14 protein-coding genes, 2 tRNA genes and 1 pseudogene are annotated in these 14347 nt (G+C 73.4%); 7 read left to right on the top strand and 10 right to left on the bottom strand.

Features of this window, described 5'->3' with window-relative positions; all coding sequences use genetic code 11:
- Positions 1 to 34 precede the first annotated feature (34 nt).
- A complete protein-coding gene (locus tag K7B10_RS31550; RefSeq protein ID WP_229341393.1) occupies positions 35 to 595 on the bottom strand; it encodes an HIT family protein in 561 nt (186 codons plus the stop codon).
- A gap of 67 nt (positions 596 to 662) precedes the next feature.
- Here K7B10_RS31550 and K7B10_RS31545 point away from each other — a divergent pair, with 67 nt between their 5' ends.
- The gene (locus K7B10_RS31545; RefSeq protein WP_229341391.1) at positions 663 to 1352 is read left to right on the top strand and encodes a potassium channel family protein; all 690 of its coding nucleotides are present in this window, start codon (positions 663 to 665) and stop codon (positions 1350 to 1352) included.
- Between the two features lie 14 nt (positions 1353 to 1366).
- On the opposite strand, the gene thrS is transcribed toward K7B10_RS31545, so the two are convergent.
- A complete protein-coding gene (gene thrS / locus K7B10_RS31540; protein WP_229341389.1) occupies positions 1367 to 3343 on the bottom strand; it encodes a threonine--tRNA ligase in 1977 nt (658 codons plus the stop codon).
- Positions 3344 to 3622: 279 nt separating this feature from the next.
- Between thrS and K7B10_RS31535 the strand changes: the two genes are divergently transcribed.
- Together K7B10_RS31535 and K7B10_RS31530 are read left to right on the top strand one after the other, a co-directional pair.
- Positions 3623 to 3973 (top strand): effector-associated constant component EACC1, encoded by a 351-nt coding sequence (locus tag K7B10_RS31535; protein ID WP_229341387.1) that lies wholly within the window; start codon positions 3623 to 3625, stop codon positions 3971 to 3973.
- Positions 3970 to 5304 carry a caspase family protein gene (locus K7B10_RS31530; RefSeq protein WP_229341385.1) on the top strand — a complete coding sequence of 445 codons (1335 nt, stop codon included), beginning with the start codon at positions 3970 to 3972 and terminating at the stop codon, positions 5302 to 5304. Before K7B10_RS31535 ends, K7B10_RS31530 begins: the two co-directional genes overlap by 4 nt.
- 6 nt (positions 5305 to 5310) lie before the next feature.
- On the opposite strand, the gene K7B10_RS31525 is transcribed toward K7B10_RS31530, so the two are convergent.
- Together K7B10_RS31525 and K7B10_RS31520 are read right to left on the bottom strand one after the other, a co-directional pair.
- On the bottom strand, positions 5311 to 6564 hold the full coding sequence (locus K7B10_RS31525; protein WP_229341383.1) for a hypothetical protein: 1254 nt from the start codon (positions 6562 to 6564) through the stop codon (positions 5311 to 5313).
- Positions 6564 to 7157: a DUF4365 domain-containing protein gene (locus K7B10_RS31520; RefSeq protein WP_229341381.1), complete on the bottom strand. Its 594-nt coding sequence runs from the start codon at positions 7155 to 7157 to the stop codon at positions 6564 to 6566. The genes K7B10_RS31525 and K7B10_RS31520 overlap by 1 nt, the downstream gene beginning before the upstream one ends.
- A 230-nt stretch (positions 7158 to 7387) precedes the next feature.
- Between K7B10_RS31520 and K7B10_RS31515 the strand changes: the two genes are divergently transcribed.
- A complete protein-coding gene (locus tag K7B10_RS31515; protein ID WP_229341379.1) occupies positions 7388 to 8113 on the top strand; it encodes a 3'-5' exonuclease in 726 nt (241 codons plus the stop codon).
- Positions 8114 to 8183: 70 nt separating this feature from the next.
- On the opposite strand, the gene K7B10_RS31510 is transcribed toward K7B10_RS31515, so the two are convergent.
- Positions 8184 to 8255: transfer RNA gene (locus tag K7B10_RS31510), tRNA-Val, on the bottom strand.
- A 39-nt stretch (positions 8256 to 8294) separates the two neighbouring features.
- Positions 8295 to 8783, bottom strand: coding sequence for an SRPBCC family protein (locus K7B10_RS31505; protein ID WP_372481493.1), 489 nt, complete (start codon positions 8781 to 8783; stop codon positions 8295 to 8297).
- Positions 8784 to 8967: 184 nt separating this feature from the next.
- Here K7B10_RS31505 and K7B10_RS31500 point away from each other — a divergent pair, with 184 nt between their 5' ends.
- A complete protein-coding gene (locus K7B10_RS31500) occupies positions 8968 to 11388 on the top strand; it encodes an SCO7613 C-terminal domain-containing membrane protein (RefSeq protein WP_229341377.1) in 2421 nt (806 codons plus the stop codon).
- Positions 11389 to 11454: 66 nt separating this feature from the next.
- On the opposite strand, the gene K7B10_RS31495 is transcribed toward K7B10_RS31500, so the two are convergent.
- Together K7B10_RS31495 and K7B10_RS31490 are read right to left on the bottom strand one after the other, a co-directional pair.
- A tRNA-Val gene (locus tag K7B10_RS31495) sits at positions 11455 to 11526 on the bottom strand.
- A gap of 46 nt (positions 11527 to 11572) precedes the next feature.
- Positions 11573 to 12043, bottom strand: a complete 471-nt coding sequence (locus K7B10_RS31490; RefSeq protein ID WP_229341375.1) for a TIGR02611 family protein — start codon at positions 12041 to 12043, stop codon at positions 11573 to 11575.
- Positions 12044 to 12220: 177 nt separating this feature from the next.
- Between K7B10_RS31490 and K7B10_RS31485 the strand changes: the two genes are divergently transcribed.
- Entirely contained in the window at positions 12221 to 12634 is a 414-nt protein-coding gene (locus K7B10_RS31485; protein ID WP_030011909.1) for an SsgA family sporulation/cell division regulator, read from the top strand.
- Between the two features lie 287 nt (positions 12635 to 12921).
- Positions 12922 to 13476: pseudogene (locus tag K7B10_RS31480) on the top strand (CGNR zinc finger domain-containing protein); the annotation flags it as partial.
- A 63-nt stretch (positions 13477 to 13539) separates the two neighbouring features.
- Here the strand turns inward: K7B10_RS31480 and K7B10_RS31475 are convergent.
- Both K7B10_RS31475 and K7B10_RS31470 read right to left on the bottom strand, forming a co-directional pair.
- Positions 13540 to 13719, bottom strand: coding sequence for a hypothetical protein (locus K7B10_RS31475; protein WP_078860215.1), 180 nt, complete (start codon positions 13717 to 13719; stop codon positions 13540 to 13542).
- Between the two features lie 109 nt (positions 13720 to 13828).
- On the bottom strand, positions 13829 to 14299 hold the full coding sequence (locus K7B10_RS31470) for a hypothetical protein (RefSeq protein WP_229341371.1): 471 nt from the start codon (positions 14297 to 14299) through the stop codon (positions 13829 to 13831).
- Positions 14300 to 14347 lie beyond the last annotated feature (48 nt).

Raw genomic sequence — 14347 nt, 5'->3', positions numbered from 1 at the left:
GCCGCGGAACGGCCCCGGGGTCACCCCGGTCGTCTCAGTCCTTGGGCCAGGCGTCGGCGAGCATCTGGCGGGTGTCCGCGAGGAGTTGGGGCAGCACCTTCGTGTGGCCGACGACCGGCATGAAGTTCGTGTCCCCGCCCCAGCGGGGCACGATGTGCTGGTGCAGGTGTGCCGCGATGCCGGCCCCGGCGGCCGCGCCCTGGTTCATGCCGATGTTGAACCCGTGCGCCCCGGACGCCTTGCGCAGCGCGATCATCGCCCGCTTCGTGAGGTCGGCCAGCTCGGCCGTCTCGGCGGCGTCGAGCTCCGTGTAATCGGCGACGTGCCGGTACGGGACGACCATCAGGTGGCCACCGTTGTACGGGTACAGGTTCAGCACGGCGTAGACGTGTTCGCCCCGGGCCACGACCAGGCCGTCCTGGTCGGACATCTCCGGGATCCCGCAGAAGGGACAGCCGTCCCCGGCCTCCGGACCGGTCGGCTTGTTCTCCCCCTGGATGTACGCCATCCGGTGGGGCGTCCACAGACGCTGGAACGCGTCCTGCGTGCCCACACCGATCTGCTGCTCCGGCTCAGTCGTCATGGCATGCAGCATATGACCTTGCCCCTGACGGGCGTGTCGCCGGGGCGGGGACCGCCACCGCGGCCGCGATGCTGGGCCCATGCACGTTGCAGTCGAGACCCCCGACGTCGCGTGGGAGCGCCGGACCGAGATCCCGCTCTTCTACCTCTCGCTCGTGTTCCTCGCCGGGTACGCGGTCCGCGTGCTCGCCCACGCCCACTCCCTCTGGCGCGACATCGCAGCGATCATCGTCGCACTGACCTGGACCTGCTTCATCGTGGACTACGTGGTGCGGCTGGTCCTGAGCCGCCAGAGGCCGCTGCGGTTCGTCCGCCGCCACTGGCTGGACACCGTGATCGTCATCCTGCCGACGCTGCGGGCGCTGCGCATGGTCAAGGTCCACGACGCGGTCATGGCCAGGAGGCGGGACCACCCGCGCCGCAGCCTGTACCCGCGCGTGATCACGTACGCCGGCCTCTCTTCGCTGCTGCTCGGCTTCTCCGGCTCGCTGGGCCTCTACGACTCCGAGCGGCGCAACCCGCAGTCCCCGATCCAGACGTTCGGGGACTCGGTGTGGTGCGTGGTCCAGACGCTGACGACGGTCGGCTACGGCGACGTGGCCCCCGTGACCGTGTCGGGGCGGCTCATCGCCACCACCTTGATGATCTTCGGTCTGGGTCTGCTGGGGGCGGTCACGGGTTCGTTCTCGTCCTGGCTGATCCAGATCTTCCGCCGGGACGACGAAGAGGGGCCCCCGGGGGAGGAAAGTTCCCCGGGGGCCCCTCACTGACCCGACTGCGCCGGTCAGACCTGGACGCGGTCTTCGACGACCTTGGCCAGCTTGGCCAGGGCCTCGTCCTTGGCGATGCCGTTCTCCTGCGAACCGTCGCGGTAGCGGAAGGAGACGGTGCCCGCGGCCATGTCCTCGTCACCGACGATGATCATGAACGGGACCTTGAGCTTCTGGTGGTTGCGGATCTTCTTCTGCATCCGGTCGGAGGAGGCGTCCACCTCGACCCGCAGGCCCTTCTTCTTCGCCTCGGCGGCGAACTCCTGCAGGTACTCCACGTGCCCGTCACCGATCGGGATGCCGACGGCCTGGACCGGGGCCAGCCACGGCGGCATGGCGCCCGCGTAGTGCTCCAGCAGCACGGCGAAGAACCGCTCGATGGAGCCGAACAGCGCGCGGTGGATCATGACCGGGCGCTGGCGGGAGCCGTCGGGGGCGGTGTACTCCAGGTTGAACCGCTCCGGCAGGTTGAAGTCGAGCTGCACGGTCGACATCTGCCAGGTGCGGCCGATGGCGTCGCGCGCCTGGACGGAGATCTTCGGGCCGTAGAAGGCCGCGCCGCCCGGGTCGGGGGTCAGCGGGAGGCCCTGCTTCTCGGCGACCTGCTGGAGGACGGCGGTGGCCTCTTCCCAGGCCTCGTCCGAGCCGACGAACTTCTCCGGGTCCTTGGTCGACAGCTCCAGGTAGAAGTCGGTCAGACCGTAGTCGCGGAGCAGGTTCAGCACGAAGGTGAGGGTGCGGTCGAGCTCCTCGGCCATCTGCTCGCGGGTGCAGTAGATGTGCGCGTCGTCCTGGGTGAACCCGCGGGCGCGGGTCAGGCCGTGCACGACGCCCGACTTCTCGTACCGGTACACGGTGCCGAACTCGAACAGGCGCAGCGGGAGCTCACGGTACGAGCGGCCGCGCGCGTCGAAGATCAGGTTGTGCATCGGGCAGTTCATGGGCTTGAGGTAGTAGTCGGTACCACCGTCGAGCTGCATGGGGGGGTACATGCCCTCCGCGTACCAGTCCAGGTGGCCGCTCTTCTCGAAGAGCGCGCCCTTGGTGGCGTGCGGGGAGTAGACGAACTCGTAGCCCTCCTCCTCGTGCCGGCGGCGCGAGTAGTCCTCCATGGTCCGGCGGATGATGCCGCCGCGCGGGTGGAAGACGGCGAGGCCGGAGCCGATCTCGTCGGGGACGGAGAAGAGGTCCAGCTCGTTGCCGAGCTTGCGGTGGTCGCGCTTCTCGGCCTCGGCGAGGAAGTCGAGGTGGGCCTTCAGCTCCTCCTTCGAGGGCCAGGCGGTGCCGTAGATGCGCTGGAGCATCGGGTTCTTCTCGCTGCCGCGCCAGTAGGCGGCCGCGTTGCGCATCAGCTTGAACGCCGGGATGTTGCGGGTGGTGGGCAGGTGGGGACCGCGGCAGAGGTCCTTCCAGCACAGCTCGCCGGTCTTCGCGTCGAGGTTGTCGTAGATGGTCAGCTCGCCGCCGCCCACCTCGACGTCCGCGCCGTCGTCGGTGGAGGCGGAGCCCTTGATGCCGATGAGCTCCAGCTTGTACGGCTCGTCGGCGAGCTCCTCGCGGGCAGCCTCGTCGGTGACCACGCGGCGGGAGAAGCGCTGGCCGCGCTTCTGGATCTCCTGCATCTTCTTCTCGACGGCCTTCAGGTCCTCCGGGGTGAAGGGCCGGGCCACGTCGAAGTCGTAGTAGAAGCCGTCCCGGACCGGCGGGCCGATGCCCAGCTTGGCCTCGGGGAAGAGCTCCTGCACGGCCTGCGCCATGACGTGCGCGGTCGAGTGGCGCAGGATGTTCAGGCCGTCCTCGGAGGAGATCTCCACCGGCTCGACGGTCTCGCCGTCCTTCACCTCGTACGAGAGGTCCTTGAGCTCGCCGGCGACGCGCGCGGCGACGATGGTGCGCTCCCCGGCGAAGAGCTCGGCCGCCGTAGTGCCCGTGGCCACCACGCGCTCGTCCCGCTCGGAATCGCGTTGGATGATCACACGGACGTCTGACACCGGTCTCTCCTGACTCTGGGGGTCCCCGCCCCGCGACAGCCGGGGAAGGGATGCGCGGGCGAACGCCGCGCACCTGAATCGTACCGAGCCCAGAGGCCCGGCCGCTAAACGGATATCCGCCGGTGGCGCCGTCCTGGCAGGGCGGTGACCGTCCGGGGAAGCGGCGCGCGGCCCGGACCGCTCACCCCTGGGCGGTCTCTTGCGGCGATCGCACCATCGGCCCCGCCCGGCGTGACTAGCATGTGCGGCCTGCGAGTTGAGCATCTTCAGGGGGACTCCATGGACGTGCGGGTGGGCCTGACCGGCGACGGGACGGACGAGGAACTGCGCCGGCTGGAGCAGTGGCTGCGGCAGGACCGGGAGCTCCGCGGGGTCACCGTCACCGCTCTGCGGGCGCCGGACCAGGGCGGTGAGATGGGTCCCGTGACCGAGGCCCTGCACCTGCTGCTCGAACCGCAGGGCCTCCTGCCCGCGGTCGCGGCCTCCCTGGGCACCTGGGCCGGCATGCGGCGCAGGAACGTACGCGTCCGGGTGACCAGCGGGAAGAAGACGGTCGAGATCGACGCCACACGGCTCGACGACCCGGACGAGGTGGCGTTGCGCATCGTCCGTGAGCTGGACGGCCGGTGAACGGCCCCGCCCTCCCGGAACTCCCGGCCGCCGCCCCTTCGGGGTCCGCCCGCGCCGTACTGATCGGCGCCGCCGCCTACGCCGCGGGGGACCTCGCGCCGATCCCTCACTCCCGCCGCAACGTCCGGGCCCTCGCGAAGGTCCTCACCCAGGAGGCGGCGGCCGGTCTCACGCCCTGGGACGTGCGGACGGTGGACGATCCCCGGCAGCACGAGGACATCATGCGGCCGGTCTCGGCGGCCGCCGACGAGGCCGAGGGCGCGCTGCTCGTCTACTACAGCGGACACGGACTGATCGCCGCCGCCGACGGCGCCTTCCACCTCAGTCTCACGGCCAGCCACTCCGGCAAGGACTGGACCAGCCTGTCGTACTTCTACGTGGCGGACCTGATCAGGAAGTCCCCCGCCAGAGTCAAGATCGTGATCCTGGACTGCTGCTACAGCGGACGGGGACACGCCGGCCTGATGAGTTCCGAGTCCCGGCTGATCGCCGAGCAGGTGTCGGACTCGGGCGTGTACTCACTCTCCTCGGCTCCGGCTGACCGGCGGTCCATGGCGCCCAGGGAGCAGCCGTACAGCGCGTTCACCGGGTTCCTGCTGGCCGTCATGGGCGACGGCGTCCCCGGAGCCGGACCGGTTCTGGGCCTGACGGACCTCTACCCGGAGGTCCGCCGTCGGATGAGGGGGGCCGGCCTCCCCCTCCCCGAGGAGTGCAGCAAGACGGGCGCCGGCGCCTATCCCTTCGTACGCAACAGGGCCCCCCGGCCCCCGGAGCAGGACCCGGCGCAGGACGCCCGCACGCCCGCGGCACCGGCCGTCCCCGTCCGGGACAACGTGCCCCTGGACGAGGCCGTTGCCGTGGCAGCCGGCTCCGACCGCTGGGTGGAGGCGCTGCGTCTGGTCCTGATGCTCCGGGACGTTCCGCTCGCCCGCACCGGGCGTCCGGGCTGGAATCTGCGCCGACTGGCGAACCGGTGCGAGATGGCCGCGGGGGAACGGCTGATCGGGCACGCCACCACCGGCAGGACCCGCAACGTGGCGTTCACCGACAGCCATCTGTGCGTACTGGACTCCGAAGGGCTCCTCAGGGTCCCGTACTCCCGGCTCGGACACCTTTCCGTGGCCGTCTCGATCAAGGAGGACCGGGTGGTGACCGTCACCGACCAGGCGGGAATCAGCGAGGACGTCGTCTACGTCACCACGACCGCCGACTACGGGGGCCGCAGGCTGACGTTCGTGGAGTCCGGAACCACCCCGCTGCGCAATTGCCTGACGGGATGCGTCCCCGCCCTGATCGACCTGCACGGACGCAACCCCGGCTGGTTCCCGTAGGGATGCCTAGGCCGTGTCCTCGTCCGCGGGCAGGACGTCCGCCGGGTCCAGGGACTCGTCCAGGGACTTCATCAGGCGGTCGCGCTCGACCTCGTCCAGCGGGACCGGGCTCACGTCGGTGGCGTCCGTGAGCCGCCGGAACCCGCCCCGGCGCTGCAGCCGCCCGCTCACCCGGATCGGCACGCCCACCAGGTGCGCGTGCCCCGCCACCCGGTACGCCTCCTCGTCCAGCACCGCCCGTACGTACGGCACCTCCGCCCCCGCCAGCACCCGCAGCCGGATCGTGCCCCCGCCGCCGGGAGCCGAGCGCCGCATCCGGACCACCGCCCCGGCCACCCGCACGGGCACCGCCGGTTCGTCGCGCGTGTAGCGCGCCGCCGCCTCCCGGAGCACCGGCAGGTCCCCGGGCGAGAACTCCACCGGCTCGGGACGTGCCGCGCACCCCGCCGGGACCCCCGCCGCCGGCGCCCAGGCCAGCGCGACCGCGGCCCCCTCCGAGCCCCGTACCAGCGCGATCAGCGCGTCCGCCAGCTCCCGGCTGACCCCGGCCTCGACCGCCGCGTCGAAGGCCTCCATGCCGCCGGTGGCCCGCCGGTAGTCCACGGCCTCCCGGGCCGCGTGCAGCGCGTGGTGCAGCCGGGTCACGGTGCCCCGCCCGCCGTCCACCGGGACGTACGCCGTGAGCACGCGCCCGCCGGGGGCCGGCCCGACCAGCACCCCGTCCAGGGCGCGTTCGGCCTGGCCGCGGTGGCGGGCCCCGTAGTACCCGGCCCTGGCACGGTCCGCGAGGGCCCCGGCCAGCAGGAGCTGCCGCGCGGCCGAGCGGAGCTGCTCCTGCACGGTCCACGCCGCCGCGCCCTGGGGTCCGTACGGTCCCCCGGGGCCCTCCGGTATCCGCCGCTCCCAGCGGATCTCGTCGCTGGGCACGCTCAGTCCGTACAGCACCTCCCGGGCGGAGGGCAGCGCGCTGCGCGAGAGGGCGGTCAGCGCCTCCTCCAGCAGGTCGGAGCAGTCGGGGAAGGCCCGGCTCTCCGGGACGAGGAGGCTGTTCCCGGCGCCGGCCGTCCCGTGCGGGGCGGGCGGCGTCCATCGCCCGTACCGCCCCGCGGCCCCGCCCCGGCGCTGCCAGCCGTGCCGGTGCAGCAGGGCCCCCAGCACGGCCGGGTCGACGTGCGCGGGATCGGGTGTCCCGGAGTCGGAGAAGTCCCCGTACTCCGACGGGGACGTCAGCGGTTCCAGGTTCGGTGAGTGCCAGTGCATCAAGGTGTCCCTCCCGACCCGACCCGGGTCATGATCTCGCACAGCGCCCGGTCGTCGAAGATCCGCGTGGTCGGGATCCGTACGGTGGTCCGGCGCCGGCCGGTCACGGGGTGCCCGGCGAGGTTGGTCCAGTAGCAGCAGTGCCGCAGGTCGAGCCGGTCGTGGCCGGCGGCGAGCCACTGGTCGCGCTCTCGCGGGACGAGCATCACGACGAGGATCTTGTGGACGGCGACCGGGGTGCGGGCCAGCTTCACCAGGTGCTCGTTGTCGAGGGTGAAGGCGAAGGTGGGTCCCGCCGGCCTGGGCGCCGTCTGGTAGGTCGCCTTCAGCTGCACCTTGATGGTGACCTCGTCGTCGACGACGTGCTCGGGCGCGCCGTGGTTGACCTGCCAGTCGATGCCGTTGTCCGGAAAGGGCTGGGAGAGCGAGCAGCCGGCCGCGGCGGCGACGGCGTGCAGGTATGCCACCTGGAGGGTCTCCATGCAGGCGGTGGTGGCGAGCGAGCCGCGCAGCGGTCCGGTCCGGTCCTCGTCGGTGCGCGGATCGGTCCGCCCCTGCAGCATCCCGCCCGGTTCGGGCTGCGCGAGCGCCATGGCCGGCTCCCCATGCCTTCCGGGCTCTGCCGAATGAGGCTGGTGTGGTGGGTGGGGTGACGACCGGTCATGTGTGCGGTCCCCCAGGAAAGTTGTCTCCGTAGCGGAAGGTCCGCAAACGGCGTACGGCGCAAACAGGCCGGGTATCACCGATGCGGGCAGGGGTGCACGTTCCGAGGCGGCGGTGCCCGGGTGCGCCCCGACTGCCGATCGGGAACGAGGAGTTCGCCATGACGCGCTGGTATGAGGGGCCGCTGGCCGCATTCGACACGGAGACGACCGGGGTGGACGTGGAGCAGGACCGGATCGTGTCCGCCGCTCTCATCGTGCAGGAGTGTGCGGGCGGCCGGGTCCGTTCCACCCGCTGGCTGGTCAACCCCGGCATTCCGGTGCCGCCGGGGGCCACGGAAGTGCACGGTCTGACCGATGAACACCTGCAGCGCAACGGGCGGTGGCCGGCGCCCGTCGTCGAGGAGATAGCCCGCTCGCTCGGCGAGCAGCTGGTGGCGGGCCGGCCGGTGGTGGTGATGAACGCGCCGTTCGACCTGACGCTGCTGGACCGGGAGTTGCGCCGGCACCGGGCGTCGACGCTGGCGCGGTACCTGGACAACCGGCCGCTGACGGTGCTGGACCCCCGGGTGCTGGACAAGCACCTGGACCGGTACCGCAAGGGCCGCCGGACACTGACGGACCTGTGCGCGCACTACGGGATAGAGCTGGAGGGCGCGCATGACGCGGCGGCGGACGCGCTGGCCTCACTGGAGGTCGTACGGGCGGTGGGGCGCCGGTTCGCGGCGCGGCTGGAACGGCTGACGCCGGCGGAGCTGCACACGCTCCAGGCGGTGTGGCACGCGGCGCAGGCGCGCGGGCTGCAGGCGTGGTTCGCCCGGCAGGGGACGCCGGAGGCGGTGGATCCGCACTGGCCGCTGCGCCCCGAGATGCCGGCGGCGGCGTAGGCCGGCGGCCGCAACGGGCCCCGGACGTGCGGAAGGCCGGCCCGTCGTGAGACGGACCGGCCTGACCCGGTGGGCGATACTGGGATCGAACCAGTGACCCCTTCGGTGTGAACGAAGTGCTCTCCCGCTGAGCTAATCGCCCGGGAACGGGTTGAACAATACAAGAGGCACGGGGTCTGGTTCAAACCGCTTCCGGCGGGGCGGCCAGCCGGGCCTCCAGCGCGTGCCGTCCGGCCCGCATCATCAGGGTGTGGTTGAGCCGGAACGCGGGCCGCACCGGCACCGCGAGGCGCCGCAGCAGGGGGCTGCGCACTTCGACCTCCTGCTCGTACAGGGCCCGTGTCCCGCGCTCGCCCGCTCCCCGGCGGGCCCGTACCGTCCACCGCGCCCACCCCTCGACGTCCCCGTGCAGGGCCGCCTCCAGGAGGCCGCGGCCGGGATCGCGGAGCAGTTCGGTGGCGGTCATCCGGATCTCGTACGGGAGGACGGAGCGGATGAGCAGGGCGCCGCTGTGCCCTTCGAGCTGCTCGACCGCGCGGACCTGGGGCCACCAGCGCGGGTAGTCGCCGGTCCGCTCCAGTACGGAGTAGACGCGCGCGGGCGGGGCGTCGAGGTCCCACACACTGCGGAAGCGGTATCGGTTCCAGCGGTCCAGGCGGCTGCGGTCCATGACCCCAGTCTGGACCGGCGGGGCCGGGCGCGGGGCCCGCTCGGCCGCATCCACTCTTCCGTGGGCACGGGGGCGCATTCCCCTTCCGTATCGCGCGCACCCCTGCGTACTCGCGCGTACTCAGCGCGGATCTGAGTACGCACACCCATGTCCTGACGGCGTGACGGGCGCCACACTCCGGAGCATGGCGACTCCACCACCACACGGCACACCCCTGCCACCCGGACACGAGCTGGCGCTCATCGACCGGGAGCTGGCCCAACTCGACGCCCGGCGAACGTACTTGCTGGCCCGGCGGGACTGGCTGCTGCGGCTGCCGGCGCCGAACGGCTGGGCGGCGCACGCGCCGGTTCCCGCCGGCCGCCCGAACGAGGCCTCGGGCCCCGGTGCGCAGAACGTGCTGCTGACGCTGGGCGCGGTGCTGCTGGCGGTGGCCGCGCTGGCCTTCACCCTGGTCAGCTGGGGCTCCCTGGGGATCGCCGGGCGCGGCGGGGTGCTGGCCGTGGTGACGGCCGCGGCGCTCGGCGCGCCCGCGCTGCTGCTGCGCCGCGGGCTGCGGTCGACCGCCGAGTCGGTGGCGGCGGTGGGGCTGCTGCTGACGGTGCTGGACGCGTACGCGGTGTACGCGGTGGCCGCGCCCGGCACCGACGGCACGGCGTTCGCGGCGGGGGCGGCGGCCGTACTGGCCGCGCTGTGGGCGGGGTACGCCAGGATGCTGCCCGGGCCGGCGGTCCCGCTGCCCGCGGCGGTGCTGGCGGCGCAGCTCCCGCTGCCGCTGGCGGCGGTGGCCGCGGCGGCGGGGCCGGTGGGGACCGGCTGGGCACTGCTGGTGACGGCGGCGCTGGACGCGGCGCTCGTCCTGCTGGTGCCCGGGGTCCGGGCGCGGGCGGCGGTGTCCGGCCCGGCCGCGGTGAGCGCGGCCGTCCTGGGGGCGGGGGCGCTGCTGAGCGGGCTGGCGGAGATGGCGCGGGCGGGTTCGGCGGGGGCGGCGGCCGGTCCGGCCCTGCTGCTGGCGGCGTGCGCGGCGCTGGGCGTCGGGGTGGCCTGGCGGGAGCCCTCGGCGATGGCGGCCTCGGCCGTCGGCGCCCTCGCGGGGGTGGCGGCGCTCGGCGGCACGGTGCGGCCGGCCCTGGCGCCGGACTGGGCCGTGGTGGTGTTCCTGCTGCTCGCCCTGCCGCTGCTGGCGGCGGTACGGGCCGGAGGGCGTCTCGTGGATCAGGTCGAGCCCGGCGTGATCCACAAGACACCCCCCAGAGCGCTCCCGGCAGCGGTCCGGCGCGGTCTGACCCGGGCGGGGGCGGGGGTGGCCGCGCTGGCCGCGCTGTCGGCGCTGCTGCCGGCGGTCGGCTCGCTGGGGTTCCGGGTCGTGGTGCTGGGCGAGGTGTGGGCGGCGACGACCCCGTCCCGGGAGGCGTACGGGCCGGGAGCGGCGGCCGCGGTGACCCTGCTGGTGGCTGCGGGGGCGGCCGGGTGGCTGGCCCGGGTGCTGCCGCGTCCGGAGCCGGGGGTGATCGCGGTGGTGCTCGGCTGGGCCGGGCTGTTCGCGGCGCCGCTGCTGTGCGGGTTGCCGGTGGCGGCGGTGCTCGCGGTCCAGCTGGCGGTCACGGCGGCGGCCGGGGTGGGCGCGCTGCGGCTCGGGCGCGGCCCGGGGTACGCGGCCGCGGTGTGCGCGGCGCTGGGGGCGCTGAACCTGTCGGTGGCCGCGCTGGACGGCCGTACCGCCACCTTCGCGGTCTTCGGGCTGCTGGGCGCCGGTTGCGCGGCGGGGGCGGCGCGGCGGCCCGCGGCGCTGCCCGTACGGGCCGGCGCGGCGGTGCTGGCCGTCGGATACGCGGCGGGCGTGGCGGCGGCGCTGGGGGCGCTGTGGGGGCTCGCGGCGCCGTGGTGGGCGCTGCCGCTGCTCGCGGTCCCGGCGGCGGTGGCGGCGGCCGGCCCGCGGCTGGGCCGGGTCCGGCCCGCGGCGGAGATCGCGGCGGGCGTGGTCGGCGCGGCGGCCCTGCTCCTCGCGGCCTGGCCCTGGGAGCCGGCTCGGGCGGCGCTGGTGTGCGCGCTGGCCGGGGTGGTCTGCGCGGGGGCGGCGGTACGGGCGGAGCGGCGCGGGCTCGGCTGGGCGGCCGGGACCCTGTTCGTGGCGGCGGCGTGGATCCGCCTGTCGGCGTCGGGGGTGCAGGTCCCGGAGGCGTACGCGCTGCCGGTGACGCTGCCCGCGCTGGCGGTGGGCCTCGTACGCCGCCGCCGGGACGCCCGGGCGTCCTCGTGGACGGCGTACGGGCCGGGGCTGGGCGCGACCCTGCTGCCGAGCCTGCTCGCCGCCTGGGGCGATCCGCACTGGCTGCGGCCCCTGCTGCTGGGCCTGGCGGCGCTGGCGGTGACCCTGCTCGGCGCGCACCGGCGGCTCCAGGCCCCGCTGCTGCTCGGCGGCGCCACGCTCGCGGCGGTGGCCCTGCACGAGCTGGCCCCGTACGTGGTCCAGGTCGTCGACGCGCTGCCGCGCTGGCTGCCGCCGGCGCTGGCCGGGCTGCTGCTCCTGGTGGTGGGCGCGAACTACGAGAAGCGGCTGCGGGACGCGCGCCGGCTGCGGGCGGCCCTCGGCCGGCTGAGGTAGCGGCGGGAGCCGGGGAAACGCCAAGGGCCCGGAGACTTCGAGAAGTCTCCGGGCCCTTGGTCCGGGTGGGCGATACTGGGTTCGAACCAGTGACCCCTTCGGTGTGAACGAAGTGCTCTCCCACTGAGCTAATCGCCCGGACGCACCGCAAACATTACCCCATGTCAGCGGTGGTTCCCGACCATCACTGGTCCTTGAGGTCCCAGGGCGGCGTGAGCCCGTACTTCCACAGGTAGAAGCCGATCAGGGCGCCCGCGATCACGAGCCCGGCGCCGGTCAGGATGAGGTTGCGGCGGCGGACCTTCGGGTCCAGCGCCTTCTGCGCGGCCTCGGTCACCTTGCGCTTGGTCCAGCGCAGCACCAGGTGGGCCCAGGCGAACTCGGTGGCCCAGATCGCCAGGCCCGCGAAGATCGCGACCCAGCCGGGGCCGGGCAGGACGAGCATGGCCACGCCCGCGCCGATGACGGCGAGGCCGACGACGAAGACGCCGACCTGCCAGCTCAGGTGCAGGGTGCGGCGCGACTTGATGAAGGCGGGAGCCTTCGATACGTGCTGCGCTTCTCCCGTGGTCTGCTGGGTCGTGTCGTCGGCTGCGGACTCGACTCCGGACTCGGCTGCGGACCCTTGGGTCCCGCGGTCACTCCCCGTATTCATGAGCCCGAATCTACCGGAGCCGGAAGCACACGTGAATGGCGCTTTGGATCCGCCGTCCGAGGGACCCAGAGGTCCGCAAAACGGTCAGAGGGGTTTACAACGGCACCGTAGGTGGCATGTCGATTTCGCCGACGTGCGAATCCCCGAGCGCACACTGAGCGAAAGGCCCTGGCGCTTATGAACACCACGGTCAGCTGCGAGCTGCACCTGCGCCTCGTTGTGTCGAGCGAGTCCTCACTGCCTGTCCCGGCGGGCCTGCGGTATGACACGGCCGATCCCTACGCCGTGCACGCCACCTTCCACACCGGCGCCGAGGAGACGGTCGAGTGGGTTTTCGCCCGAGACCTCCTCGCTGAGGGCCTCCACCGGCCCACCGGAACCGGAGACGTCCGCGTCTGGCCGTCCCGCAGCCACGGTCAGGGCGTCGTCTGCATCGCCCTGAGCTCACCGGAGGGAGAAGCACTGCTCGAAGCACCCGCCCGCGCACTCGAATCGTTCCTCAAGCGGACGGACGCCGCGGTTCCACCCGGGACCGAACACCGGCACTTCGACCTCGACAAGGAGCTCTCCCACATCCTGGCCGAAAGCTGAGCCAGGCCCTCAGGGAGCACCTCCCGGCACGCGCCGGGGGCCACTCCGCACCGTCCGACTCGGGGCGACGGTACGGGCTGGACGAAAACCTCATACGGCAGTGCCGGCGCTGTTCTCGCGGAAGCCGTCCGCGAGGGCGGCGCCGGTGTGCGTGGCGCGGCCGGCCTCGTCCCCGGTGACGGGTCCGCCACAGAGGTCCCTCCCGGTTCCGCCCGGGCACGGCTAGAGTCGGCCCCCATCGGCGGCACTGGTCCGTCGCCGCAGGCCCGGCCCCCAGGAGCGACCCCGTGCAGATTCCCCACGACACCCGTCGCGCGCTCGACGTCGTCGTCGCGCTGGTGAACACCGCGGCCGAGGCGGAGCAGCCCGACGGCCTGGCGGACGTCGGCTCGCTGCGTGAATTCGTACGCGAGTACAAGATCAGCGACATCGGCGAGCTCGGCGTGCGCGACCTCGCCGGCGTACGCACCGTCCGCGGCAAGTTCGCCCAGGTCTTCGGGGCGTCCAGCCCGCGGATCGCGGCCGGGCTGATCAACGAGCTGGTGGCGACCGCCGGCACCACCCCGCAGCTGACCGACCACGACGGCTACGACTGGCACGTCCACTACTTCGCGCCGGGCGCCTCGCTGGGCGACCACCTCGCGGCCGACGGCGGCATGGCGCTGGCCTTCATCGTGGTATCCGGTGAGCAGGAGCGGCTGCGCCGCTGCGAGGCCCCGGACTGCCGACGGGCCTTCGTGGACCTGTCACGGAACCGCTCGCGGCGCTACTGCGACAGCCGGACCTGCGGGAACCGGCTGCACGTGGCGGCGTACCGGGCCCGGCGCAAGGAGGCCGACGCGGGCCTCCCGGAGCCGGGCGCCCAGCAGGACGCACAGCAGGGCTCCTCCCTCGGCTCCCCCGGCTCACAGCAGGAAGAGGTCGTGCACGGCGGCCAGCAGCAAGAGGGTGCCGATCACCCCTAGGAAGATCATCAGGGGCGGCTGGGAGAGCGCGAAGAGGCAGCCTCGCGGCTCCTCGGCGACGGGGGCGGGGACCGGGGCCGGTGCGGGAACCGGCGGGTCGCCCTGCGATGTGTCGAGCATGTCGGGGCGATGATCGCGCAGGGCGCGCTTCACCGGCCCCCAACACGCCAGCCTTTACGCGGGAGTTCACCTCTTCTAGTCAGGCTTGCGGGGATACCGCTCCGCAGCCTCAGATGCCGTGCTTCTTCAGAATCGCTTCGATGTCGGAGAAGTCGTCCGCGGGAGTGGCGGGGGTCTGGCGGGGCGCCGGCTGCGCGGAGGCGCCCCGACCCGGCGAGGGGGCCGACGCGGCCGGGGCCACGGCCTGCTGCGCGGGGCTCCCCTCGGCCGCCTTCGCGCCCTTCGAGGGCTTGGCCGCCCTGGCGGGCTTCTCCCCCGCCCCGAGGCCGCGCCGCTCGATGGCGCGCGTGGTCATGAACAGCACCCAGGAGAGCCCGAGCAGCCCGAAGCCCAGCCAGACGGACGGCTTGAAGACCATCCCGGACACCCACTCCACGAAGCCCGTCAGCACCAGGGCGACCGGCACCAGCGCGTACGCCGCGATGCGCGTGGCGGCGAGGAAGCGCTTGCGGTACGCGGTCACCGCGGCGATGCCCAGGCCGGCCGCGGACACCGCGGAACATATGGTCTCGGCCAGCATGCGGTCCTCCAGGGGTGGGCGATCCGTCCCTTCCATCCTGCACCGGCC

Source organism: Streptomyces flavotricini, assembly GCF_020639365.1.
Classification (GTDB): Bacteria; Actinomycetota; Actinomycetes; order Streptomycetales; family Streptomycetaceae; genus Streptomyces; species Streptomyces flavotricini.
The sequence above is the reverse complement of the archived record's forward strand: the minus strand, read 5'-3'. Positions and strand labels throughout refer to the sequence as shown.